Genomic DNA, 24,818 nt, shown 5'->3' with positions numbered 1-24,818 from the left:
TGATCTCCTGACTGGTCGACCGCAGCCGTGCTTCGGCACGTGCTGCGGCCCATCCGTGGCTTTCCGTGCGACGTAGACGTCGCCTGCGTGGGTGCGGGCCGTGCCCGCGATTACAGCGAGCGCAACCGCCGCGCGCCCTCGATCAGCGTCGCGTCGTCCTTCGAGAAACTGAGCCGGATCACGCCCGCGTCGGTGCCGTCGGTGTAGAACGCCGACAGCGGAATCGTCGCGACGCGCGCATCGCGGATCAGGCGCAGCACGAAATCGCTGTCGCTTTCGTCCGAGAAGTGCCTGAAGCGCGCGAGCATGAAGAACGAGCCTTCGCTCGGCAGCAGCTCGAAACGCGAATCGGCCAGCTCGCGCGCGAGCAGGTCGCGTTTGGCCTGGTAGAACGCCGACAGTCCGAGATAGCTTTCCGGCCGCGCGAGGATTTCCGCGAACGCGACCTGCATCGGCGTATCGGCCGAGAACACCATGAACTGGTGCACCTTGCGGATCTCGTCCATCAGCGCGGCCGGCGCGATGCAGTGGCCGACGCGCCAGCCCGTCACGTGAAACGACTTGCCGAACGACGACACGATCACGCTGCGCTCGGCCAGCTCGCGGTGACGTGCGACGCTCTGATGCTGCGCGCCGTCGAACACGACGTGCTCGTAGACCTCGTCGGACAGCACGACGATATCGGTATTGCGCGTGAGCTGCGCGAGCCGCTCGAGATCGTCGGCGGAAAACACCGTCGCGGTCGGGTTGTGCGGCGTGTTCACGATAATCATTCGCGTGCGCGGCGTGATCGCCGCGGCGACTTCGTCCCAGTTCACGCGGAAATGCTCGGGCGACAGCTTGATCGCGACCGGCGTTGCGCCCTGCATCCGCACGATCGGCGCGTAGCTGTCGAACGACGGCTCGAAATAGATCACTTCGTCGCCCGGATGCACGAGCGCGCTGATCGCGGCATAGAGCCCTTCGCTCGCGCTCGCGATCACCGTGATCTCGGTGCCCGGATCGTAGCGCGTGCCGTACAGCGCCTCGGTCTTCTCCGCGAGCCGCTCGCGCAGCGACACGATGCCGGCCATCGGCGCGTACTGGTTGTGGCCGTCGCGCATCGCGCGTGCGACGCCCTCGACGAGCGCGGGATCGGGCGCGAAATTCGGCGCGCCCTGCGACAGGTTCAGCGCATCGTGCTGCGCGGCAAGCTGGCCGATCACCGTGAAGATCGTCGTCCCGACGTCGGGCAGTTTCGAACGGGGCGTGGTGGCGCTTCGCATGACTCCTCCTTCTGATGTCCTTCGAGCAGGCCTGCACGAAACGCGCGGCCCTGCACATGCCGCATGATTTAGCCCCAGCCAATATCGGCGGACAATCGAAAGTTCGTCATGGCGGCCATGCATTTTCCTCATGGCTCGCGACACCAAAGGCTCGGCGCCACGATGGCGTCGCCCGCGCCGCATGCGAATCGGGCATTACCCTAGGGCTTGTCCGCTAGGGCCTGTCCGCACTAATAACGGGCTTGCGCTGGCCAGCCCCACGCATGAATTTTCCAAAACAGGGGAACGTGCCCTGAAAGCCCGTTCACATGGATGACGGGCAGGCGCCGGCCGCCAGATACGCGCGCAGCAGCGTGTGCAACTCGCCGCGCAGCGCGCCGAAGTCGAGTGCCGGCCCGAGCGTCAGCAGCGCCTGCGACACGCCGCCGTAACAGACCGCATGCGCCATCCGCGCGAGCCCGTCGAGCCGCCCGGCCGGCGGCGGATCGGCGGCCTGAGCGAGCGCGTCGCGCCACAGCGCGACGTAGGCGTCGTAGTGCCGGCGGTAGGCGGCGAGCGGCGACACCTGCCGCTCCAGCGCGAACAGCGCGCTCCACAGTGCGGCGTCCGCGCCGATCGCATCGATCTGCAGGTCGACGAGCGCGGCCGCGAGTTCGTTGCGCGGCGCGCCGCGCAACCCGTGCGCCGCGTCGCGCAGCCGGTCGGCCAGCGCGAGCACGCGCCGGTGAATGCACAGCGCGGCGAGGCTCTGCTTGTCGCCGAAGTATTCGTAGAAGGTGCCGACGCTCACGCCCGCGACGGCTGCGATCTCGCGGATCGTCGCCTTCGCATAGCCGCGTTCGAGCAAAAGCTGAACGAACGCCTGCTGAAGCGCATCGGACGTGGCCTGCGCGCGCGACTGGCGCGGCCGGCGGCGCAATGCGGGCGCGGGTTGCGCCGCCGGCTGGCCGGGCGGCGCCGGAACCTGAACATGTCGCGGCGGCATATTTGCTACTCTGAAATTCAGCGGAAACACGTTTGACCGGAAGCCGGCACCGGCATGCACGCGCCGGCAGCGCGGCACCCGGCCGACCGGGCGCGAAGCCGCGAAGCCGCGAAGCCGCGAAGCCGCGAAGCATGAGACCGGAGACAACCCGATGACCGAATCGACCCATGCCGTCACGAACCAGTTCGACGAACTGGTCGACTATAACCTCTTCGCGACGGACGCCGCGCTGCGCGAGGCGCTCGTCCGCGCCGGCGCCGACTGGGCCGTGCCGCGGCTCGACGCTTATGGCGCCCGGCTCGGCAGCGCCGACACCGCGCGGCTCGCCGACGAAGCGAATCGCCACACGCCGGAGCTGAGCGCGTTCGACCGGCGCGGCCGGCGCATCGACCGCGTCGATTTTCATCCGGCCTGGCACACGCTGCTCGGGATGTACCGCAACGAAGGCTTCGTGTCGCTCGCGTTCCGCGATACGCGCCCCGGCCGCTGGGCCGCGACCGCGGCCGGCTTCTACCTGCACGGCCAGATCGAGGCCGGCACGCTGTGCCCGGCCACGATGACGCAGGCCGCGATGCCGGTGCTGCAGAAGGAGCCCGCGCTGTGGGCGCTGCTGCGCGACAAGCTCTACAGCGACGACTACGACCCGCGCGACGTGCCCGTCGCCGACAAGCGTTCGATCTGGTTCGGCATGGGAATGACCGAGAAACAGGGCGGCTCCGACGTGCGCGCGAACACGACGCTCGCGACCGCCGTCGGCGCGGGCGGGCGCGGCGGCGAGTACCGGCTGCGCGGCCACAAGTGGTTCTTCTCCGCGCCGATGTGCGACGCGCACCTCGTCGTCGCCCGCACCGAAGCGGGCAGCCCGTCGTGCTTCTACGTGCCGCGCTGGCGACCGGACGGCATGAAGAACGCGGTCGAGATCCAGCGGCTGAAGAACAAGGTCGGCAACCGCAGCAATTCGAGCAGCGAGATCGAGCTGAACGACGCGTGGGGCATCATGCTCGGCGACGAAGGCCGCGGGATTCCGACCATCATCGAAATGGCCACCTACACGCGGCTGAACTGCGTGCTCGGCAGCGCGGCGATGCTGCGCCAGGGCGTCGTGCAGGCGATCGCCTATACGCGTCAGCGCCACGCGTTCGGCCGCGCGCTCGCCGAGCAGCCGCTGATGCGCACCGTGCTCGCCGATCTCGCGCTCGAAAGCGAAGCCGCGCTTGCCCTGGCGATGCGCCTGGCCGATGCGTTCGAGCGCGACGACTCGCCGCGCGAACGCGCGTGGAAGCGGATCGTCACGCCTGCCGCGAAATTCTGGGTCTGCAAGCGCGCGGTCGAACTGAGCGGCGAGGTGATGGAAGTGTTCGGCGGCAACGGCTACGTCGACGACGGGCCGATCGCGCGGCTGTTTCGCGAAGCGCCCGTCAACTCGATCTGGGAAGGCTCCGGCAACGTGATGTGCCTCGACGTGCTGCGCGCGGTGTCGCGCGAGCCCGATGCGGCCGCCGCGCTGCTGGCCGAGCTGACCGATCTCGGTGCGGGCGAACCGCGCATCCGCGCGGCGCTCGACGCGCTGCGCGCGATGCTCGCGGCGCCGGCCGACACGCTCGAGGCATCGGCGCGCGTGTTCGCGCAGCGGCTCGCGCTCGTCGCGCAGGCGTGCCTGCTGCGTCGCGATGCGCCCGCGGCCGTCGCCGACGCGTTCGTCGCGACGCGGCTCGCCGCACCCGACTGGGGCCGCATCGCGGGCGGCTTCGATCCGCATGCGATCGACGTCGCCGCGCTGCTGCAGCGCGCGTACCCGGCCTGACGCCCGGCCGCCCGCTCATTCGTCACGCCCGCCCGGAGCCCCGATGAATCTCGTCGCCGCCCTCGATCGCGCCGCCCGCGCGACGCCCGACAAGCCGTTCCTGATTCACGACGACACGACGATCACGTACGCCGCCGCGCGCGAGCGCTCGCATCGCGCGGCGGCCGTGTTGAGCGCGCTCGGCGTCGCGGCCGGCGACCGCGTCGCCGCGATGTGCGTGAACACGCCCGCGTTCGTCGACCTGATGTTCGGCGCGTGGCGGCTCGGCGCCGCGTTCGTGCCGGTCAACCACAAGCTGCAGGCGCCGGAAATCGACTACGTGCTCGAACACAGCCGCAGCAAGGTGATCCTGTTCGATGCGGCGCTCGCGCCGGTGCTGTCGCGCGTGATCCATCCGGCGCAACGGCTCGTCACCGAAGGCCGTGCCGACGGCGTGCCGGACTTCGACGCGATGTGCGCGAAGACGGACGGCATCGCGGGCATCGAGCCGGCCGACAACGACGTCGCGCAGATCCTCTACACGTCCGGTACGACCGGCCGCCCCAAAGGCTGCGTGCACAGCCACCGCACGGTGACGTTCGCGGCGATGGCGGCCGCGCTCGCGACCGGGATCGGCCGCAACGAACGCACGCTGATGGCGATGCCGATCTGGCATTCGTCGCCGCTGAACAACTGGTTCGGCGGCACGCTGTATGCGGGCGGCACCGTCGTGCTGCTGCGCGAATACCATCCGCTGCGCTTCCTGCAGACGATCGAGCGCGAACGCGTGACGCTGTATTTCGGTGCGCCGGTGTCGTACACGCTGCCGCTCGACACGATCGAGCACTTCGCGACGTTCGACCTGTCGAGCGTGCGCGCGTGGCTCTATGGCGGCGGCCCGATCGGCGCCGCGCAGGCCGAACGGCTCGCACGCGCGTACCGCAGCCACGCGTTCTTCCAGGTGTACGGAATGACGGAGACGGGCCCGGCCGGCACCACGCTGTATCCGGACGAGCAGATCGCGAAGGCCGGCTCGATCGGCCGCCAGGGCGGCCCCGGCGTCGACCTGCGCGTCGTGTCCATGAACGGTGACGAAGCGCGCGATGCGCAGCCCGGCGAAACCGGCGAGATCTGGCTGAAGGCCGACAGCATGATGCTCGGCTATCTCGACGACGCGGCCGCGACGCGCGCCGCGTTCGCGCCGGACGGCTGGTATCGCACCGGCGACATTGCACGGATCGATCAGGATGGCTATCTATTCATCGTCGACCGGCTGAAGGACATGATCGTGACGGGCGGCGAGAACGTCTATTCGAAGGAAGTGGAGGACGTGCTCGGCGCACATCCGGCGATCGTGGAAGCGGCCGTCGTCGGTGTCGCGCATCCGGACTGGGGCGAGACGGTCGTCGCGCACGTCGTGATGCGTGCGGGCGCCGCGCCCGATGCGGACGCGCTGCGCGCGTTCTGCGGCGAGCGGCTCGCCGCCTACAAGATCCCGCGCGAATTCGTGTTCGTGGAAACGCTGCCGCGCACGCCGACGGGCAAGCTGCAGAAATTCCTGCTGCGCGTGCGGCGCGAGTAGCGTCGAAACGCGGGCCGCATCCGCATCCAAAAAAGAAAAAACCACCGGACCCGACGGCCCGGTGGGCTTCTTCACATGCTGCGCACGGCGGCGCCTCTCGACGCCGCCCGTGACTCCCATGCTGCTTACTTGCCGCCGATGCTCTTCAGCGGCTTCCACTCGCCCTTCTCGACCTTGTACATCGTGATGCCGCCGTTCTTCAGGTCGCCCTTCGCGTCATACGCGACGTGCGTCGACGTGACGCCGGCCATGTCGGTCTTCGCGAGCACCGGCAGGTACTTCGCCGGATCGGTCGAATCGGCCTTCTTCATCGCGTTGAGCATCGCCATCGCGCCGTCGTATGCGTACGGCGAGTAGGTCTGCACGTCTTCGCCGAAGCGCTTCTTGTACTTCTCGGCGTACGACTTGCCGCCCGGCATTTCGTCGAGCGGGAGGCCTGCCAGCGATGCGATCGTGCCTTCGGCCGCGGGGCCTGCGATCTTCAGGAACGTCGGCGTCTTCACCATTTCGCCGCTCATCAGCGGTGCGGTGATGCCGAGCGTCTTCATCTGCTTGACCATCGGCGCTGCCTGCGAATCCGCGCCGCCGTAGTAGACGAGGTCCGGTTTCGTCGCCTTGATCTTGGTCAGGATCGCCTTGAAGTCGACTGCCTTGTCGTTCGTGAATTCACGGTCGACGATCGTCGCGCCGCCGGCCTTCGCGGCCTTCTCGAACTGGTCGGCAAGACCCTGGCCGTAGGCCGTGCGGTCGTCGACGATCGCGATCTTCTTCAGGCCGAGATCCTTCGACGCGAACGTGCCCGCCACCGAGCCCTGCTGCGTGTCGGACGTCATCATGCGGAAGGTCGTCTTGTAACCTTGCTGCGTGTATTCCGGTGCCGTCGCCATCGCGATTTCCGGAATGCCGGCGTTCGCGTAGATGCGCGAAGCCGGGATCGTCGTGCCCGAGTTGAAGTGGCCGAGCATGCCCTTGATACCGTCGTCGACCAGCTTCTGCGCAACCGTCGTGCCGGTGCGCGGGTCAGCCTGGTCGTCCTGCGTCTCGACCACGAACTTCACCGGCTTGCCGCCGATCTTCGGGTTCGTCGCGTTGAAGTCTTCCACCGCGAGCACGATCCCGTTCTGCATATCCTTGCCGTAGTGTGCCTGGGCACCCGTCATCGGCCCCGCGTAACCGATCTTCACATCATCCGCATGGGCCGTCCCCGCAAGCGACATGACTGCGACAAACGTCGCGCCTGCCAGCTTTTTCATCGTGTGTTGCATAGCATCTCCTTGGTACCAGGGTAAATGGAGCGGCTTCGGGATCGCCTTGCCGCTTCCTTTGATTGATCCGAACGGCAAGGATGATCAGCCGATCGTCATCAAATTCGCATTGCCGCCCGCCGCGGCCGTGTTCACGCTGACCGAGCGCTCGGTCAGCAGCCGCTCGAGCGCATAGTCTTCCGCATCGCCGTTCTCGAACGCGCCCACCGACACGCCCTGCACCGACACGATCGGGCCCGGCCGCTGCGCGACGTCCTTCACGAGCTTCTGCAGTTCGTCGCTGTCGCCTTCGAACAACACCGCGTCGAACGGTGCGTCGGCCTGCTTGCGCACGGCCGCATGCGCCTTCAGCGCAGCCGGCAGCGCGGCCGCCAGCGCCTCGCCCGCCGCGCCGGCGAACAGCGCGCGGTTGCCCGTCGCCAGCACCGCCGCGAACTGCGCGCGGGCGCCGCCCGGCGTCGCCGCGACGCACAGCACTGTGCCGCGCGGGCCGAGTGTATACGTGTTTCGCTCGCCCGTCGGCCCGCTCAGCACCGCGGTTGCGCCGGCCGGCACTTGCGCGAGATAACCGTCGCAGCGTGCGGCGAGCGCCGGCTCGCGCTGCTCGATCAGCCAGTCGCGCAGCGCGGTGAGCGCCGCCGCCGGATTGTCGCGCTGCTCGCCGGCGACCGCGCCGTCCGCGATCAGCATCTGCGCGAGCGAACGCGGCAGGCCCGACGGACGCGTCGCCAGCAGCCGCTGCAGATACAGCGCGCCGCCGGCCTTCGGGCCCGTGCCCGACAGCCCTTCGCCGCCGAACGGCTGCACGCCGACCACCGCGCCGATCACGTTGCGGTTCACGTAGATGTTGCCGACGTGCGCATTCGAGATCACGTGCGCGATCGTCTCGTCGATCCGCGTGTGGATACCGAGCGTGAGGCCGTAGCCGGTCGCGCGAATCGCGTCGAGCAGCTTGTCGAGCTGGCTGCGGCGGTAACGCACGACGTGCAGCACGGGGCCGAACACCTCACGCTTCAATTCGTCGACGCTGCCGATCTCGATCAGCGTCGGCGGCACGAACGTGCCGTGCGCGCACGCTTCCGGCGACGGCAGTTGCGTGACCGCATGCCCCTTGTCCTTCATCGACGCAACGTGCGTGTCGATCGTCTGCTTCGCTTCGGCGTCGATCACCGGGCCGACGTCCGTCGACAGCCGGTCCGGGTTGCCGAGCGCCAGCTCGTGCATCGCGCCCTTGAGCATCGTCAGCGTGCGGTCCGCGACATCGTCCTGCAGACACAGAACGCGCAGCGCCGAACACCGTTGACCGGCCGAGTCGAACGACGACTGCATCACGTCCGCGACGACCTGCTCCGCGAGCGCCGACGAGTCGACGATCATCGCGTTCTGGCCGCCCGTTTCGGCGATCAGCGGAATCGGCTTGCCGTCCGGGTCGAGGCGCGCGGACAGCGTCTTGTTGATCAGGCGCGCGACTTCGGTCGAACCCGTGAACATCACCGCACGCGTGCGCGGATCGGCGACCAGCGCAGCACCGACGGTTTCGCCCGTGCCCGGCAGCAGTTGCACCGCGCCGGCCGGCACGCCGGCTTCGCGCAGCAAACGCACGGCCTGCGCGGCGATCAGCGGCGTCTGTTCGGCCGGCTTCGCGAGCACCGTGTTGCCGGCCGCGAGCGCCGCGGCTACCTGGCCCATGAAGATCGCGAGCGGGAAGTTCCACGGGCTGATGCAGACCACGGGGCCGAGCGGACGGTGCGTGTCGTTCGAGAATTCGTCGCGGATCTGCGCCGCGTAGTAGCGCAGGAAGTCGACGGCTTCGCGGATTTCGGCGATCGCGTTCGGCAGCGACTTGCCGGCTTCGCGCACGATCAGGCCCATCAGCGTGTGCATCTGCGCTTCGAGCAGGTCGGCCGCGCGCACCAGGCAGTCGGCGCGCGCATCGACCGGCGTCGCCTGCCAGATCGGCGCGGCAGCCACCGCATGCGCGAGCGCCGCGCTCACGTGTTCGGCCGTCGCTTCGCTGACCGTGCCGACGATGTCGCGCTGGTCGGCCGGGTTGCGCACGTCGCGCGCCGGTGCGTCGGCGAGCGCATCGTCGGCCAGCATCGGTGCCGCGCGCCACGGATGGTGCGCGCTCGCGAGCAGCGCGGACGACAGCGACGCGAGACGGTGTTCGTTCGACAGGTCGAGGCCCATCGAGTTGGGGCGTTCGTCGCCGTACAGGTTGCGCGGCAGCGGGATCTTCGCGTGCGGCGCGCCGAGCGGCACAACCTTCGATGCCTCGTCGACCGGGTCGGCAACCAGTTCCTTCACCGACACGGCTTTATCCGCGATGCGGTTCACGAACGACGTGTTCGCGCCGTTCTCCAGCAGACGGCGCACCAGGTACGCAAGCAGCGTTTCGTGCGTGCCGACCGGTGCGTACACGCGGCACGGGCGGTTCATCTTGTCGCGGCCGGTGACTTCCTCGTACAGCGGCTCGCCCATTCCGTGCAGGCACTGGAATTCGTACTGGCCCGGGTAGTAGTTCTGGCCCGCCAGGTGATAGATCGCGGCCAGCGTGTAGGCGTTGTGCGTCGCGAACTGCGGGTAGACGGCGTCGGGCGCCGCGAGCAGCTTCTTCGCGCACGCGAGGTACGACACGTCCGTGTAGATCTTGCGCGTATAGACCGGATAGCCTTCGAGGCCGTCGACCTGCGCTCGCTTGATTTCGGTGTCCCAGTACGCGCCCTTCACCAGACGGATCATCAGGCGGTGACGGCTGCGGCGCGCGAGATCGATCAGGTAGTCGATCACGAACGGGCAGCGCTTCTGGTAGCCCTGCACGACGAAGCCGATGCCGTTCCAGCCCGCGAGATCCGGATCGAAGCACAGCGCCTCGAGCAGGTCGAGCGACAGTTCGAGACGGTCCGCTTCTTCCGCGTCGATGTTCAGGCCGATGTCGTAGCGGCGCGCGAGCAGCGCCAGCGCGCGCACGCGCGGCAGCAGTTCGCTCATCGTGCGGTCCTGCTGCGAGCGCGAGTAGCGCGCGTGCAGCGCCGACAGCTTGATCGAGATGCCCGGGCCTTCGTAGATGCCGCGGCCGCCGGCTGCCTTGCCGATCGCGTGGATCGCCTGCTCGTACGATGCGTAGTAGCGCTGCGCATCCTCTTCGGTCGTCGCCGCTTCGCCGAGCATGTCGTACGAGTAGCGGAAGCCGCGCGCTTCGTACTTGCGGCTGTTCGCGAGCGCTTCGGAAATCGTCTCGCCGGTGACGAACTGCTCGCCCATCAGGCGCATCGCCATGTCGACGCCCTTGCGGATCAGCGGCTCGCCGCCGCGGCCGATCAGGCGCGTGAGCGCCGACGACAGGCCCGCTTCGCTGTTGGTCGTCACGAGCTTGCCGGTGATCATCAGCCCCCAGGTCGCCGCGTTCACGAACAGCGACGGCGCGTGGCCGACGTGCGAGCGCCAGTCGCCCTTGCTGATCTTGTCGCGGATCAGCGCATCGCGCGTCGCGCGATCGGGAATGCGCAGCAGCGCTTCGGCCAGGCACATCAGCGCCACGCCTTCCTGGCTCGACAGCGAGAACTCGTGGATCAGCCCTTCGACGCCGCCGCCCGAGCTCTTCTCGCGCAGCGCCTCGACGAGCGTCGTCGCGAGCGCCTGCGCGTCGGCCTGCAGGTTCGCCGGCAGGCGCGCCTGGCCAAGCAGGAACGGCACGCACTCCGGCTCGGGGCGACGGTACGCGGCCGTGATCGCCGCGCGCAGCACCGACTGCGGCTGCACGTTCTGCGCGAACTCCAGGAACGGATGCGGCGAGTTGTCGTCGTCGCCGTCCGTCGACTGCGCGTCGGCCAGCTCCGTGACACCGCTGCTGCCCGACAGCTCGGGCGGCAACTGGCCGTGCTCGATCCGCTCGAGATACGCGAAGATCGCCTGCTTGATCAGCCAGTGGGGAGTGCGCTCGAGACGCGCTGCCGCGTCTTTCAGGCGCGAGCGGAGAAGGTCGTCGACTTTGACGCCGAGAGTCGTGCTTGCCATGGTGGGTTCGTGCGCCGGTGCGAGCCCGGCAATATGGTGTGAGAGGATGCGCGAAATCCTACGGCACGCAATAAAAAGGTGCAACCAAATTGCGAGACAGGTTGCACCCTTAAGTTAGTCAATATAATCAGCCACTTAGATGGTTGCAACCTAGGGGTTGCCCGTGGTCGGCGGATCGGTGTTTTCCCTGATCGGGGCCGATTCGGCCAATATGCGCAACCTTTGGTGCGTACGACGGCGAGAGGAAACAGGTTGCACTGGTGTGCGGGCGAGTCCGCGCAACGGGCGGAGCGGGAGCGAGAGACGGGAGATGGCGCGGCCCGGCGGTCGGCCCGGGCGCCGGACGGCAAGACGGTGACGGGCAGCGCGACAGCCGCGCCGGCGCCGCCCGGATACTCAGATATCCAGCGGATCGACCTCGACGCTCCACCGCAGCACGCCCTTCAGCGCACGCAGCTCCGGCTGCCATGCGCGCAGCGCATGCTGCAGCGCGGCCCGCGACGCGCTTTCGAGCAACAGTTGCGCTCGATGGACGTTCGCAACCTTCACGATCGTCATCGGCACCGCGTCGTACACGGTCACGCGATCGGCGCCCGGCAGCCCCGGCAATGCAGCCGCGGCCTGCTGCAGGAACGCGAGCGCCGCATCCAGCGTGCGCCCTTCGGCGCGCAGCAGCGCCTGGTAGACGAATGGCGGCAGATGCGCATCGCGACGCTCGCCGAGCGTCGAATTCGCGAAGCCGACGTAATCCTGCCGACCGAGCGCGTGATACAGCGCGTGACGCGGATAGCGCGTCTGCACGAGCACCTCGCCCGGCAGGCCCGCGCGCCCCGCGCGGCCGCTCACCTGCATCAGTTGCGCGAACAGCCGCTCGCTCGCGCGGAAGTCGTGCGAGAACAGCGCCGTATCGGCATTGAGCACGCCGACGAGCGACACGCGCTGGAAGTCGTGCCCCTTCGCGATCATCTGCGTGCCGACGAGAATGTCGACTTCCCCCGCATGCACGTCCGAGAAAAGCGCCTGCGCACTGCCCTTGCGGCGGGTGCTGTCCGCGTCGATCCGCAACACGCGCGCGCCCGGCACGGCCTCGGCGAGCGCCTCCTCGATGCGCTGCGTGCCGCGCCCGAGCGGCGCGATGTCGACGTTCCCGCACTCCGGACACGAGCGCGGAATGCGCGCTTCCCAGCCGCAGTGGTGGCAGCGCAGCGCGTGCTCGGGCTTGTGCAGCACGACGTACGCGCTGCAGCGCGGGCAGCCGGCGACCCAGCCGCATGCGTCGCATGCGAGCTGCGGCGCGTAGCCGCGCCGGTTCAGGAATACGAGGCTCTGTTCGCCACGCTCGAGCCGCGCCTTCAGCGCCGCGACGAGCGGCCCGGACAGCCCGCCCATCGACGCGCGTCCGCGCCGCCGCTCCTCTTCGAGATCGATCAGCCGCACGGTCGGCAGCGTCGCGTCGGCCACCGCGCGGCGCGACAGCGTGAGCCGCGTGTAGCGGCCTTGCTCGGCCTGCCACCAGCTTTCGAGCGACGGCGTCGCCGAGCCGAGCACGACCGGAATGCCGAGGTGTTTCGCGCGCCAGACGGCGAGATCGCGCGCCGAATAGCGCAACCCTTCCTGCTGCTTGTACGCGGGCTCGTGTTCCTCGTCGACGACGATCAGCGCAAGCGTCGGCAGCGACGCGAGCACCGCGAGGCGCGTGCCGAGCACGATCCGCGCGCGGCCCGTATGCGCGGCGAGCCAGTTGCGCGCACGCTCGCCTTCGGCGAGTCCACTGTGCAGCGTGACGATCGCGTCGTCGGCCAGCGTGCCCGCGAAGCGCGCGCGAAACGCCGCCTCGAACTGCGGCGTCAGGTTGATTTCGGGAACGAGCACGAGCGCCTGCGCGTCCGGCCGCGCGTCGAGCAGCGCCGCCAGCGCGTGCAGATAGACCTCGGTCTTGCCGCTGCCCGTCACGCCGTGCAGCAGGAACGGCGCGAAGCCCTGGCCCGCGCGAATCGCGTCCAGCGCCTCGGCCTGCTGGTCGGTGAGCGCCGGCGGCACAGTTCGTCCACTGGTTGTCGACAGGTTATCCACAGCTTTGGGCACAGGCGCATCGGCCCAGCCGATTTCCTCGACGGCGACCCAGCCGCGCGCCGCCCAGTCGTCGAGCGTCGCGACCGCCTTCGGATGCAGCACGCGCGCATCGGGCAGCGTCAGCGAATCGGTGTCGGCAAGCGCCTGCGCGAGCCGGCGCAGGGCAGCCCCGCGCACGGGCAGCGCATCGGGAAGCGCAGCATGGCCGGCGTCGGTCAGCCGGTAGCGAACCTCGGGGGCAAGCAGCCGCCCCCAGCGCTGCGCGTCACGCAGCGCCTGCGGCAGCGCCGGCAGCGCGACTTCACCGCGCCCGCGCTGGTAGTAGTCGGCCGCGAACGAGACGAGCGCGAGCCAGTCCGGCGACAGCGGCGGCAGTTCGGTGCAGATGGCGTCGATCGCGCGCAGCCGGGACGGCGGCACATCGGTGTGAGTCGTTACTTCGCAGACGAGCCCGACGGCCTGCCGCTTGCCGAACGGCACCTGCACGAGCGTGCCGGGCTCAGGCGCCGGCTGCACGTCGCAGCGGTAGTCGAACAGGGTGGCGAGCGGATGGTCGAGCGCGACCCGCAGGTACGTGCCGTCCATCACTGCACTCCGGCAGCGACTCGGGCGGTGCGGACGACTTGCACCCGTGTCCGCGTCAAGGTGGCGAACTTAAAGTAAAACTTCAGATTCGGCGCTAAGTTTTGGATTCGCATTAGGAATCGCCGTATACCCTGGCCAGCCTGTGGATAACTTTGTTGAGAACTCGCCGTTCAACAGCCGCGAAGCACGCGGGGCCGTGCTTTCCGCCGATTTCGGCCGCCCATTGCCGCGCCCCGCGGAGCCTTATTCCATAAGGCTGCTATTCAAATTACCCAACCATAGCGAGACAATTCGACCGATACAGGGCTCTACCGCGCTGCAACGTGGAAAATGTGCATAAGTCAAGTCTTGACAAGCAAGGAATCGGCAACTGGGGCGGGGTTGCGCCCTGTTTAGCGCAGACAGCGAAACGCCGTTACCCCGCAGTGCAACATAACTGCCCTTGCATTCAGCCTGCCGCTCCGCTACGGATTGCGCGGCTGTGGCGATGCACTTCGTCGACGAGTTCGGCGACGTGATCCGGCGACGTGAACTGCGAAATCCCGTGGCCGAGGTTGAATACGTGGCCCGGATGGTTGCCGTAGCTGTCGAGCACCGCGCGCGCCTGTTCGCGCACCGCAGCCGGCGGCGCGAACAGGATCGTCGGATCCAGGTTGCCCTGCAGCGCGACGCGGCCGCCCACGCGCTCGCGTGCGGCGCCGAGGTTGACCGTCCAGTCGAGCCCGACCGCGTCGACGCCGGTCGCCGCGATTTCCTCGAGCCACAGGCCGCCGCCCTTCGTAAACGTGATCACCGGCACGCGCTCGCCGTCGTGCTCGCGCTTGAGCTGCGCGACCACCCGGCGGATGTAGTCCAGCGAGAAGCGCTGGTACGCGCCGTCCGCCAGCGCGCCGCCCCACGTATCGAAGATCATCACGGCCTGCGCGCCGGCTTCGATCTGCGCGTTCAGGTACGCGGCCACCGCCTGCGCATTCACGTCGAGGATCCGGTGCATCAGGTCGGGGCGCGAATACGCCATCGACTTCACCGTGCGGAAGTCGTCCGACCCGCCGCCTTCGACCATGTAGCACGCGAGCGTCCACGGGCTGCCCGAGAAGCCGATCAGCGGCACGCGCTGGCGGCCCTGGGCGTCGGTCAGCGCGCGGCGGATCTCGCGCACCGCGCCGGTCACGTAGCCGAGCGTCTCCTCGATGTCCGGCACCGCGAGCTTCGCGACATCGGCCTCGGTGCGCACCGGATGCGCGAACTTCGGCCCTTCGCCGACCTGGAAGTCGAGGCCGAGGCCCATCGCGTCGGGAATCGTCAGAATGTCCGAGAACAGGATCGCGGCGTCGAGCGGAAAGCGATCGAGCGGCTGCAGCGTCACTTCGGTCGCGTAGTCGGGATTTTTCGCCAGGCCGAGGAAGCTGCCCGCGCGCGCGCGGGTCGCGTTGTATTCGGGCAGATAGCGGCCCGCCTGGCGCATCAGCCAGATCGGCGTGTAGTCGGTCGGCTCGCGCAGAAGCGCACGCAGGAAGGTGTCGTTGAGCAGGTTATGGGCCACGGTAGGAGCGACGATGCGAAGGCAAAGCGGCATTTTACCGGAGCGGGGCCGCACGGCTGCGTATGCCGATGCGATGGCGGCCATATGACGCGCGCGATGGCTCCGTTATGATCGGACGCTGATATCAAACCGAATGAAGGAGGAGACCGATGAAGACGTTCGCCACGCTGGCGCTCACGACGGCTGCCATGCTCTGCTGCGCCGCCGCGCATGCGCAGTCCGGCTCGGCCGCCGCTGCCGCGCCCGCCGCCGGCTCGCGGCTCGACGACGTGATCGCGCGCGGCACGCTGCGCGTGTGCACGACCGGCGACTACAAGCCGTATTCGTACTATCGAACCGACGGCCGCTTCGAGGGCATCGACATCGACATGGCCGAATCGCTCGCGAAATCGCTCGGCGTAAAGGCCGACTTCGTGAAGACGAGCTGGTCGAACCTCACCAACGATTTCATCGCGAAGTGCGATATCGCCGTGGGCGGCGTCTCGACGACGCTCGAGCGCCAGAAGCGCGCGTTCTTCACGCAGCCGTACGTGGTCGACGGCAAGACGCCGATCGCGCGCTGCGCCGACGCCGGCAAGTACCAGACGGTCGCGCAGATCGACCGGCCCGAGACACGCGTGATCGTGAATCCCGGCGGCACCAACGAGCGCTTTGCGAAGCAGTTTTTCCCGCATGCGAACCTGACCGTCTATCCGGACAACGTGACGATCTTCAAGCAGATCCTCGCGGGCAAGGCGGACGTGATGGTGACCGATGCATCCGAAACGCTGCTGCAGCAAAAGCTGAATCCGGGCCTGTGCTCGGTGCATCCGGACAAGCCGTTCCAGTTCGGCGAGAAAGCGTACATGGTGCCGCGCGGCGACGTCGTGTTCCAGCAGTACGTCGACCAGTGGCTGCACCTCGCGCTGTCGACCGGCGAATACCAGGCGATCTCCGACAAGTGGCTGAAGTAAGCCGATCCGGCCTAGGCGGGCGCGCTCGATAACGGGCGCGACCCCGCGGTCGCGCCCCGCAAACCCGCCGCGAACGGCGGTGTGCGGCGGCACCCCGCGCACCGCCGTTACACATCGACCTGCCGCGCGCATCGCATAAAACCGCAAAATTAGCCAAATGGCCGACTATTGCGCGCGCCGATCACGTTTCAAAATCTTTCTGACGATTCAATCGTCATGCGTGGTATCTGTCGTGCGATGCCATTTTCGCCGTGCAAATCGGCAATTCACCGACGCGAAAACGCACGAAAAACGCGTCGCGCGCATGCGATGAAAACTCCGCCGAAAAGACGGGTAAATATTGCCTTTTTCAGCCCCCCGAAAACAGCAAAAAATCCCGCAAAGCCTTATCTGGCGGGCGTTACAACCTGAAACACTTTGTTACCGCGAGGGGTCATTAATTCGCCCACAATGGCTTCAACGGTTTCAACACGGATGCGGTCTCGTGTGCCAAGTGTGAGCGGACGCGAAGCGCTGCGAGCCAGTCGGTCACGTACCGAAGCCCTTCCGAGGGGCATCCCTGTTGGAGTCGTTTCCGGCCCCCCGCCGGATACGGTTTCATCTTTGGTCTCCTCGCGCTAACCCCGTAGCGTGTGGTTTTTAGCGGGCTAATAAGCCCGCTTTTTTTCGTCCATAGAAAACGCAACGGCCCGCAGGCCGCCGCGTTTTTCCCGCCGCCGGATCGCCTTACGCGGTCTTCTGCACGCCGAGTTTCAGCTCGTCGATCATCCGCTCGCGCATCACGAACTTCTGCACCTTGCCCGTCACCGTCATCGGCAATTCGTCGACGAAACGGATATAGCGCGGAATCTTGTAGTGCGCGATCTGGCCGCTGCAGAACGCGCGCACGTCGTCCTCGGTCATGTGCTCGTCCGCGCGCAGCACGATCCACGCGCACAGCTCCTCGCCGTACTTCGCGTCCGGCACGCCGAACACCTGCGCGCTCTGAATCTTCGGATGCCTGAACAGGAATTCCTCGATCTCGCGCGGATACACGTTCTCGCCGCCGCGAATCACCATGTCCTTCAGCCGGCCGACGATGTTGCAGTAGCCGTCCGCATCGAGCGTCGCGAGATCGCCCGTATGCATCCAGCCGTCGACCAGCACTTCGCGCGTCTTCGCGTCGTCGTCCCAGTAGCCGAGCATCACCGAATAGCCCTTCGTGCACAGCTCGCCCGTCGCACCGACCGGCACGATATCGCCGTTCGGATCGACGATCTTCACTTCCAGGTGCGGCTGGATGCGCCCGACCGTCGTCGTGCGCTTCTCCAGCGGATCGTCGGTCGAGCTCTGGAACGACACCGGGCTCGTCTCCGTCATCCCGTACGCGATCGTGATTTCCGACAGGTGCATCTGCGACACCACGCGCTTCATCGTCTCGATCGGGCACGGCGAGCCGGCCATGATGCCGGTGCGCAGCGTCGACAGGTCGAATTTCGGGAACGCCGGATGATCGAGCTCCGCGATGAACATCGTCGGCACGCCGTGCAGCGCGGTGCAGCGTTCGTCGGCCACGGCCGCGAGCGTGGCGACCGGGTCGAACGCCTCGCCGGGGAACACCATCGCCGCGCCCTTCGACACGCACGCGAGCACCGCCAGCACCATCCCGAAACAGTGATACAGCGGCACCGGGATGCACAGCGAGTCCTGCTCGGTGAAGCGCATCGCCATCGCGATCGACCGTGCGTTGTTGACGACGTTGCGGTGCGTGAGCGTCGCGCCCTTCGGGCTGCCGGTCGTGCCGCTCGTGAACTGGATGTTGATCGGGTCGGTCGCCGAGAGCGTCGCGCCGATCGCATCGAGCGCCGCGACGTCGAGCGTGTCGCGGCCGCGCGCCATCAGGTCCGCGAAGCGGAACATCCCGGCCGGCGCCACCTCGCCCATCGACACGACCGTGCGCAGGCTCGGCACGCGCGCCGCATGCAGGTCGCCCGGCGTCGCGCTCGCGAGCTCGGGCGCGATGGTCTGCAGCATCTCGACGTACGCCGAGCTCTTGAAGCGCTCGGCCGCGATCACGGCCTTGCAGCCGACCTTGTTCAGCGCGTATTCGAGCTCCGCGAGCCGGTAGGCCGGATTGATGTTGACGAGGATCGCACCGATGCGCGCGGTCGCGAACTGCGTGAGCAGCCATTCGCTGCGGTTCGGCGACCAGATGCCGACGCAATCGCCCTTCGCGATGCCGAGCGCGGCGAGGCCCGCCGCGAGCACGTCGATCTCGTGCGCGAACTCGCGCCACGTCCAGCGCACCTGCTGTTCGCGGAACACGACGGCCGGACGATCGGGAAAGCGGCCGGCCGTGTCGAGCAGGAACCGGCCGATCGTCGCTTCGGAGAGTGGTACACCGGCCTCGCCGCGCACGTACGACAGTCCGTTTTCGGGCGCGATCAGCGCCGCCTTGCCAAGGTCTGCTGCCATCAATGTCTCCATCCGTTTTTGTCTGATCGGCCCGGGCGCGCGACTGACGCATGCGCCCGCTCCGCCGCCATTGGCGGCGGACAGCCTCACCGCGCATGATGCCGCGCTCCGCTGACGACACTCTGACATCAAATCGCGGCGGATGGATGAAATAGCACGACCGGACGAAACAACGCGGCACACGGGCCGCGGGCGAAAAAAAAGCAGCCCGAAGGCTGCTTTCTTTCGCGAGGTACGCGCGCGCGGCTTAGTGCCGGCTGCGAACCTTCGCCAGACGCTGGATCGCTTCGAGCTGCGCCATCGCGGTCGCGAGCTCCGATTGCGCCTTTGCGAGGTCGAGGTCCGACTTCGCGTTCTGCAGCGTTTCCTCGGCACGCTTGCGCGCTTCCTCGGCTTTCGCCGCGTCGAGGTCCTTGCCGCGGATCGCGGTATCGGCGAGCACCGTCACGGCGCCCGGCTGCACTTCGAGAATGCCGCCTGCGACGAACACGAATTCGTCGTTGCCGCCCTCGACTTCGATGCGCACCGCACCCGGACGAATCCGCGTGATCAGCGGCGTGTGACCCGGCAGAATACCCAGCTCACCCGTTTCGCCCGGCAGCGCGACGAATTTCGCCTGGCCCGAGAAGATCTGCTCTTCCGCGCTGACGACGTCTACTTTGATGGTTGCCATATCGACTCCTGTCAACGAGTGCCCGCGCCTGCGGCGCCCACACTCGTCCCATGCACGGCGGGTTGAGCTTATTGCGGCCGGTGCGGCCGGCCGGTGCATAAGTCACCACTGACTTATGCATTCGGCCGGCACGTGCCGGCATGCCACTCACTCAAGCCCTTACTGGATCTTCTTGGCCTTTTCGAAGGCTTCGTCGATCGTGCCGACCATGTAGAACGCCTGTTCCGGCAGGTGGTCGCACTCGCCGTCGACGATCATCTTGAAGCCACGGATCGTTTCCTTCAGCGGTACGTACTTGCCCGGCGAGCCCGTGAACACTTCAGCGACGTGGAACGGCTGCGACAGGAAACGCTGGATCTTACGCGCACGTGCGACCGACAGCTTGTCTTCCGGCGACAGTTCGTCCATACCCAGAATCGCGATGATGTCGCGCAGTTCCTTGTAGCGCTGCAGCGTCTGCTGAACGCGACGCGTGATCGAGTAGTGCTCTTCACCGATCACGTTCGGGTCGATCTGGCGCGACGTCGAGTCGAGCGGGTCGACCGCCGGGTAGATACCCAGCGAAGCGATGTCACGCGACAGAACGACGGTTGCGTCCAGGTGGCCGAAGGTCGTAGCCGGCGACGGGTCGGTCAAGTCATCCGCAGGGACGTACACGGCCTGAACCGACGTAATCGAGCCCTTCTTGGTCGACGTGATGCGTTCCTGCAGCTTGCCCATTTCTTCAGCCAGCGTCGGCTGATAGCCCACTGCCGACGGCATACGGCCGAGCAGTGCCGACACTTCGGTACCGGCCAGCGTGAAACGGTAGATGTTGTCGACGAAGAACAGCACGTCGAGGCCTTCGTCACGGAAGTGCTCGGCCATCGTCAGGCCGGTCAGCGCGACGCGCAGACGGTTGCCCGGCGGCTCGTTCATCTGGCCGTACACCAGCGCGACCTTGTCGAGAACGTTCGAGTCCTTCATTTCGTGGTAGAAGTCGTTCCCTTCACGGGTACGCTCGCCCACGCCCGCGAACACGGAGTAACCGCCGTGTTCCTTCGCGATGTTGTTGATGAGCTCCATCATGTTGACGGTCTTGCCCACGCCGGCACCGCCGAACAGGCCCACCTTGCCGCCCTTTGCGAACGGGCAGATCAGGTCGATAACCTTGATACCCGTTTCGAGCAGTTCGGTCGACGGCGACAGTTCGTCGAACGCCGGAGCCTTCTGGTGGATCGAGCGCGTCACGTCGCTCTCGATCGGGCCGGCTTCGTCGATCGGACGGCCGAGCACGTCCATGATACGGCCGAGGGTCGGCTTGCCGACCGGCACCGAAATCGGCTTTGCCGTGTTCTTCACGGTCAGACCGCGGCGCAGGCCGTCGGATGCACCCAGACAGATGGTACGGACCACGCCGTCGCCCAGCTGCTGCTGGACTTCGAGCGTCAGTTCCGAGCCATCGAGAATGAGCGCGTCGTAGATCTTCGGCATGCTTTCGCGCGGGAATTCCACGTCGATAACGGCGCCGATGCACTGTACGATCTTGCCTTCTACCAAAGCAGCAGTACTCATCGCTTTTCCTTTAAATACCTGATTCTTTACTCGCGCAAGGGCGCAGTTGTCGTCCGGGGCGCGCGCTTAAACAGCGGCTGCGCCGCCGACGATCTCCGACAGTTCTTTCGTAATCGCGGCCTGACGGCTCTTGTTGTACACGAGCTGCAGTTCGCTGATCACCGTCTTCGCGTTGTCGGACGCAGCCTTCATCGCGACCATCCGCGCCGATTGCTCGGACGCCATGTTTTCCGCGACGGCCTGGTACACCAGCGCCTCGACGTAACGCACGAGCAGTTCGTCGACGACAGCCTGTGCGTCCGGCTCGTAGATGTAATCCCACGACGTCGACGGCGTGCCGTCATCCGCTTCGAAGTGTTCCGACGACAGCGGCAGCAGTTGCTCGATCACGGCTTCCTGCTTCATCGTGTTGACGAAGCGCGTGTACGCGATATAAACCGCCGACAGCTTGCCTTCCGAGTACAGATCGAGCTGCGTCTTGACCGCGCCGATCAGCTTGTCCAGGTGCGGGGTATCGCCGAGGTGCACGACCTGCGACATCACCTTCGCGCCGAAGCGATTCAGGAACCCAAGGCCCTTGCTACCGATTGCGGTGGCTTCGACCTTCTGCCCCTTCTCTTCCAGCTCCTTGAACTTCTGCACCGTCGCACGCAGCACGTTGGTGTTCAGACCGCCGCACAGACCCTTGTCGGTCGTGACGAGGATGATGCCGGCCGTCTTCACGCCGTCGTTCGCCACCATGAACGGGTGGCGGTATTCCGGGTTCGCGCGGCTCATGTGCGCGGCGATGGCACGGACCTTGTCCGCGTACGGACGTGCTGCGCGCATGCGTTCCTGCGCGCGGCGCATCTTCGATGCGGCCACCATCTCCATCGCCTTCGTGATCTTGCGCGTGTTTTGCACGCTCTTGATCTTGCCGCGAATTTCCTTCATTCCAGCCATAGCTTGCTCCTTGACCGAAGCGGCGCGGGCGCATCAGCACCCGCGCGGCCTCAGTGTGTCACTCGCGGATCAATAGGCACCCGACTTCTTGAAGGACTCGATTGCCGCGCGCAGCGCGCCTTCGTCGTCCTTCGAGAGATCCTTGGTGTCTTCGATGCGCTTGATGAGGTCAGCGTGGCTGGTCTTCAGGTTGTCGCGCAGGCCCTTCTCGAACGCGAGCACTTGCTTCACGTCGAGGTCGTCGAGGAAGCCGTTGTTCGCGGCGTACAGCGACACGGCCAGTTCCCAGACCTGCAGCGGTTGGTACTGCGGCTGCTTCAGCAGTTCCGTCACGCGGCGGCCGCGCTCGAGCTGCTTGCGGGTCGCTTCGTCGAGGTCCGATGCGAACTGCGCGAATGCAGCGAGTTCACGGTACTGCGCGAGGTCGGTACGGATACCGCCCGACAGCTTCTTCACGACCTTCGTCTGAGCGGCGCCGCCGACTCGCGACACCGACACGCCGGCGTTGATTGCCGGGCGGATGCCTGCGTTGAACAGGTCGGTTTCCAGGAAGATCTGGCCGTCGGTAATCGAGATCACGTTCGTCGGAACGAACGCGGTCACGTCGCCAGCCTGCGTTTCGATGACCGGCAGTGCCGTCAACGAGCCGCTCTTGCCCTTCACTTCGCCGTTCGTGAACTTCTCGACGTACTCTTCCGACACGCGAGCAGCACGCTCGAGCAGACGCGAGTGGAGATAGAACACGTCGCCCGGGTAAGCTTCACGGCCCGGCGGGCGGCGCAGCAGCAGCGAGATCTGACGATACGCCCAAGCTTGCTTGGTCAAGTCGTCGTAAATGATCAGCGCGTCTTGGCCGCGGTCGCGGAAGTATTCGCCCATCGTGCAGCCGGCGTACGGCGCCAGGTACTGCATTGCGGCGGAATCCGATGCAGAAGCGGCGACGACGATCGTGTATTCCATCGCGCCCGTTTCTTCGAGCTTGCGAACCACGTTCATGATCGACGAAGCCTTCTGGCCGATCGCGACGTAGATACAGATCAGGTCCTTGCCCTTCTGGTTGATGATCGCGTCGAGCGCCACCGCGGTCTTGCCGCACTGACGGTCGCCGATGATCAGCTCACGCTGGCCACGGCCGATCGGCACCATCGCGTCGATCGACTTGATGCCAGTTTGCACCGGCTGCGACACCGACTTACGCCAGATCACGCCCGGGGCGATCTTTTCGATCGCGTCGGTCAGCTTCGCGTTGACCGGGCCCTTGCCGTCGATCGGGTTGCCGAGCGCATCGACCACGCGGCCGACGAGTTCCGGGCCCACCGGCACTTCGAGAATGCGGCCCGTCGTCTTGACGATGTCGCCTTCCGAGATGTGTTCGTATTCGCCGAGAATCACCGCGCCGACCGAGTCGCGCTCGAGGTTCAGCGCGAGGCCGAACGTGTTGCCCGGGAACTCGAGCATTTCGCCCTGCATCACGTCCGACAGGCCGTGGATACGCACGATACCGTCGGTCACGGAGATCACGGTGCCCTGGTTGCGAACGTCTGCGCTCGCTTCAAGGCCCTGGATCCGGCTCTTGATCAGCTCGCTGATCTCAGAGGGATTGAGTTGCATTATTCGCTCCTGATAGTCAATTCTGTTGCGTGCCGGCTGCCTGGGCGCTCAAGCGCACAAGGCTGTCTGCATGCTGGCGAGCCGCGCGCGGACCGAGGTATCGAGCACTTCGTCGCCGACCGTCACGCGCACGCCGCCGATCAGCGACGCATCGGTCTGGACCGTCGGCTTCAGCTTGCGCTTGAACTTGCGTTCGAGGCTGGCGAGGAGTTCGGTGAGCTGTGCGCCTTCGAGCGGAAACGCGCTGACGATCTGCACGTCGGCCGCGCCTTCGCGCGCATTCTTCAGTTCTTCGAACTGTACGGAGATTTCCGGCAGCAGCGCGATACGGTGATTTTCGACCAGCATCTGCACGAAGTTCTTCGCTTCCGCGCTGGTCGCGAGCGGCGACTTCACCGCGGCGAGCAACAGCTCGTTGACCTGCGCACGGCCCACTTTCGGGCTCGACGCGACGGACAGCACTTCGGGCAGTTGCGCAACCTGAGCCAGCTCTTGCACGAGCGTGGACCAGGCGGCGATATCACCACCCTCGGCCACGCGGAACAGCGCTTCTGCGTAAGGGCGGGCGATGGTTGCAAGTTCGGCCATGATCAGAGCTCGGCTTTCAGTTGATTCAGCAGTTCGGCGTGGGCCGTTTGATCGACTTCGCGCTTCAGGATCTGCTCGGCGCCCTTGACCGCCAGCGTGGCGACTTCGCCGCGCAGCGTTTCACGCGCCTTCACGATTTGCTGATCCGCGTCCGCCTTCGCCTGAGCGATGATGCGGGCGGCTTCGGCATGGGCTTGAGCCTTGATTTCTTCGGCCACGGCCTGCGCGCGCTTTTCAGCGTCGGCAATGCGTTGTTGACCGTCGTTACGGGCTTGCGCGAGCTCCTGATCGACGCGCTTGTGCGCCGCTGCGAGTTCCGCCTGACCCTTTTCCGCGGCTGACAGGCCGTCGGCAATTTTCTTCGAGCGCTCGTCGAGGGCGTTGACCAACGGCGGCCACACGAATTTCATCGTGAACCACGCGAGGATCAGGAACACGACCATTTGCGCAAACAGGGTTGCGTTGAGATTCACGGTGTTTCCTTATCTGCTATTCCGGAAATTGAAACGAGGAGGAGCGCGTCGAAAATGAATTCGATTGGCGCTCGTCATCCGTTCCACCCTGCGCCGGCTTGTCGCTGGCGCAAATCTTCCGAGGAACCTTAGCCTGCGAGCTTCGACAGGAGCGGGTTCGCGAATGCAAACAGCATTGCCACACCAACGCCGATCAGGAACGCCGCGTCGATCAGACCAGCCAGCAGGAACATCTTCGTTTGCAGCGGATTGATCAGCTCAGGCTGACGTGCGCATGCTTCGATGTACTTGCCACCCATCAGACCGATACCGATACAGGCGCCGATCGCACCCAGGCCGATGATGATACCGATACCGATAGCGGTCAGACCCTGGATGTTGGCGATGAAAGCTTGCATGATCACTCCTTTGTGAAAAGACTTGGAACTGGAATTAAAAGAAAACTAAAAACAAACCTGCTTGATTGTCCGGC

General features: G+C 66.4%; 17 protein-coding genes. 3 read left to right on the top strand and 14 right to left on the bottom strand.

Translation table 11 applies throughout. The features are described from left to right. Positions 1-110 precede the first annotated feature (110 nt). Both BME24068_RS17205 and BME24068_RS17200 read right to left on the bottom strand, forming a co-directional pair. Positions 111-1,265, bottom strand: a complete 1,155-nt coding sequence (locus tag BME24068_RS17205) for a pyridoxal phosphate-dependent aminotransferase (RefSeq protein WP_174926779.1) — start codon at positions 1,263-1,265, stop codon at positions 111-113. Positions 1,266-1,569: 304 nt separating this feature from the next. Further along, positions 1,570-2,250 carry a TetR/AcrR family transcriptional regulator gene (locus BME24068_RS17200; protein WP_174926778.1) on the bottom strand — a complete coding sequence of 227 codons (681 nt, stop codon included), beginning with the start codon at positions 2,248-2,250 and terminating at the stop codon, positions 1,570-1,572. 151 nt (positions 2,251-2,401) lie between these two features. Between BME24068_RS17200 and BME24068_RS17195 the strand changes: the two genes are divergently transcribed. Further along, positions 2,402-4,054 carry an acyl-CoA dehydrogenase family protein gene (locus BME24068_RS17195; RefSeq protein WP_174926777.1) on the top strand — a complete coding sequence of 551 codons (1,653 nt, stop codon included), beginning with the start codon at positions 2,402-2,404 and terminating at the stop codon, positions 4,052-4,054. 43 nt (positions 4,055-4,097) lie between these two features. Beyond that, positions 4,098-5,615 carry a class I adenylate-forming enzyme family protein gene (locus BME24068_RS17190; protein ID WP_174926776.1) on the top strand — a complete coding sequence of 506 codons (1,518 nt, stop codon included), beginning with the start codon at positions 4,098-4,100 and terminating at the stop codon, positions 5,613-5,615. A gap of 125 nt (positions 5,616-5,740) precedes the next feature. Here the strand turns inward: BME24068_RS17190 and BME24068_RS17185 are convergent, their stop codons facing one another. The 4 genes from BME24068_RS17185 to hemE form a co-directional block, all read right to left on the bottom strand. Continuing rightward, positions 5,741-6,880: a branched-chain amino acid ABC transporter substrate-binding protein gene (locus BME24068_RS17185; RefSeq protein WP_096506701.1), complete on the bottom strand. Its 1,140-nt coding sequence runs from the start codon at positions 6,878-6,880 to the stop codon at positions 5,741-5,743. Positions 6,881-6,964: 84 nt separating this feature from the next. Beyond that, on the bottom strand, positions 6,965-10,897 hold the full coding sequence (putA, locus tag BME24068_RS17180) for a trifunctional transcriptional regulator/proline dehydrogenase/L-glutamate gamma-semialdehyde dehydrogenase (protein WP_096506702.1): 3,933 nt from the start codon (positions 10,895-10,897) through the stop codon (positions 6,965-6,967). A 396-nt stretch (positions 10,898-11,293) separates the two neighbouring features. Next, a complete protein-coding gene (locus BME24068_RS17175) occupies positions 11,294-13,555 on the bottom strand; it encodes a primosomal protein N' (RefSeq protein WP_174926775.1) in 2,262 nt (753 codons plus the stop codon). A gap of 448 nt (positions 13,556-14,003) precedes the next feature. Next, complete coding sequence (gene hemE / locus BME24068_RS17170) at positions 14,004-15,098, bottom strand: uroporphyrinogen decarboxylase (protein WP_096506704.1); 1,095 nt, start codon at positions 15,096-15,098, stop codon at positions 14,004-14,006. 149 nt (positions 15,099-15,247) lie between these two features. Between hemE and BME24068_RS17165 the strand changes: the two genes are divergently transcribed. Then, positions 15,248-16,051 carry a transporter substrate-binding domain-containing protein gene (locus BME24068_RS17165; RefSeq protein WP_174926773.1) on the top strand — a complete coding sequence of 268 codons (804 nt, stop codon included), beginning with the start codon at positions 15,248-15,250 and terminating at the stop codon, positions 16,049-16,051. Positions 16,052-16,777: 726 nt separating this feature from the next. Here BME24068_RS17165 and BME24068_RS17160 read toward each other — a convergent pair. The 8 genes from BME24068_RS17160 to atpE all read right to left on the bottom strand — a co-directional run bounded on the left by BME24068_RS17160 (position 16,778) and on the right by atpE (position 24,744). Beyond that, complete coding sequence (locus tag BME24068_RS17160) at positions 16,778-18,505, bottom strand: AMP-binding protein (protein ID WP_174926772.1); 1,728 nt, start codon at positions 18,503-18,505, stop codon at positions 16,778-16,780. A gap of 247 nt (positions 18,506-18,752) precedes the next feature. Further along, positions 18,753-19,178 (bottom strand): F0F1 ATP synthase subunit epsilon, encoded by a 426-nt coding sequence (locus BME24068_RS17155; RefSeq protein ID WP_096506708.1) that lies wholly within the window; start codon positions 19,176-19,178, stop codon positions 18,753-18,755. A gap of 159 nt (positions 19,179-19,337) precedes the next feature. Continuing rightward, positions 19,338-20,732 (bottom strand): F0F1 ATP synthase subunit beta, encoded by a 1,395-nt coding sequence (gene atpD / locus BME24068_RS17150; protein ID WP_174926771.1) that lies wholly within the window; start codon positions 20,730-20,732, stop codon positions 19,338-19,340. Positions 20,733-20,798: 66 nt separating this feature from the next. Next, positions 20,799-21,674 carry a F0F1 ATP synthase subunit gamma gene (gene atpG, locus BME24068_RS17145; protein ID WP_174926770.1) on the bottom strand — a complete coding sequence of 292 codons (876 nt, stop codon included), beginning with the start codon at positions 21,672-21,674 and terminating at the stop codon, positions 20,799-20,801. Positions 21,675-21,743: 69 nt separating this feature from the next. Next, positions 21,744-23,285, bottom strand: a complete 1,542-nt coding sequence (gene atpA, locus BME24068_RS17140) for a F0F1 ATP synthase subunit alpha (RefSeq protein WP_174926769.1) — start codon at positions 23,283-23,285, stop codon at positions 21,744-21,746. A gap of 48 nt (positions 23,286-23,333) precedes the next feature. Further along, the gene (locus tag BME24068_RS17135) at positions 23,334-23,873 is read right to left on the bottom strand and encodes a F0F1 ATP synthase subunit delta (protein WP_096506712.1); all 540 of its coding nucleotides are present in this window, start codon (positions 23,871-23,873) and stop codon (positions 23,334-23,336) included. 2 nt (positions 23,874-23,875) lie between these two features. Further along, complete coding sequence (locus BME24068_RS17130; RefSeq protein ID WP_096506713.1) at positions 23,876-24,346, bottom strand: F0F1 ATP synthase subunit B; 471 nt, start codon at positions 24,344-24,346, stop codon at positions 23,876-23,878. Positions 24,347-24,474: 128 nt separating this feature from the next. Further along, positions 24,475-24,744, bottom strand: a complete 270-nt coding sequence (gene atpE / locus BME24068_RS17125; protein ID WP_025990054.1) for a F0F1 ATP synthase subunit C — start codon at positions 24,742-24,744, stop codon at positions 24,475-24,477. Positions 24,745-24,818 lie beyond the last annotated feature (74 nt).

Origin of the sequence: Burkholderia anthina (genome assembly GCF_902498995.1) — a bacterium.
GTDB classification, from domain to species: Bacteria; Pseudomonadota; Gammaproteobacteria; order Burkholderiales; family Burkholderiaceae; genus Burkholderia; species Burkholderia anthina.
This window is presented reverse-complemented; position numbering and strand designations above follow the sequence as displayed.

Coding starts and splice junctions, on each gene's coding strand:
- BME24068_RS17160 (WP_174926772.1), bottom strand. CDS start 18,505: ATGGCAGCAGACCTTGGCAAGGCGGCGCTGATCGCGCCCGAAAACGGA.
- BME24068_RS17165 (WP_174926773.1), top strand. CDS start 15,248: ATGAAGACGTTCGCCACGCTGGCGCTCACGACGGCTGCCATGCTCTGC.
- BME24068_RS17205 (WP_174926779.1), bottom strand. CDS start 1,265: ATGCGAAGCGCCACCACGCCCCGTTCGAAACTGCCCGACGTCGGGACG.
- BME24068_RS17135 (WP_096506712.1), bottom strand. CDS start 23,873: ATGGCCGAACTTGCAACCATCGCCCGCCCTTACGCAGAAGCGCTGTTC.
- atpG (WP_174926770.1), bottom strand. CDS start 21,674: ATGGCTGGAATGAAGGAAATTCGCGGCAAGATCAAGAGCGTGCAAAAC.
- BME24068_RS17190 (WP_174926776.1), top strand. CDS start 4,098: ATGAATCTCGTCGCCGCCCTCGATCGCGCCGCCCGCGCGACGCCCGAC.
- atpD (WP_174926771.1), bottom strand. CDS start 20,732: ATGAGTACTGCTGCTTTGGTAGAAGGCAAGATCGTACAGTGCATCGGC.
- BME24068_RS17175 (WP_174926775.1), bottom strand. CDS start 13,555: ATGGACGGCACGTACCTGCGGGTCGCGCTCGACCATCCGCTCGCCACC.
- putA (WP_096506702.1), bottom strand. CDS start 10,897: ATGGCAAGCACGACTCTCGGCGTCAAAGTCGACGACCTTCTCCGCTCG.
- atpA (WP_174926769.1), bottom strand. CDS start 23,285: ATGCAACTCAATCCCTCTGAGATCAGCGAGCTGATCAAGAGCCGGATC.
- atpE (WP_025990054.1), bottom strand. CDS start 24,744: ATGCAAGCTTTCATCGCCAACATCCAGGGTCTGACCGCTATCGGTATC.
- BME24068_RS17195 (WP_174926777.1), top strand. CDS start 2,402: ATGACCGAATCGACCCATGCCGTCACGAACCAGTTCGACGAACTGGTC.
- BME24068_RS17155 (WP_096506708.1), bottom strand. CDS start 19,178: ATGGCAACCATCAAAGTAGACGTCGTCAGCGCGGAAGAGCAGATCTTC.
- BME24068_RS17185 (WP_096506701.1), bottom strand. CDS start 6,880: ATGCAACACACGATGAAAAAGCTGGCAGGCGCGACGTTTGTCGCAGTC.
- BME24068_RS17200 (WP_174926778.1), bottom strand. CDS start 2,250: ATGCCGCCGCGACATGTTCAGGTTCCGGCGCCGCCCGGCCAGCCGGCG.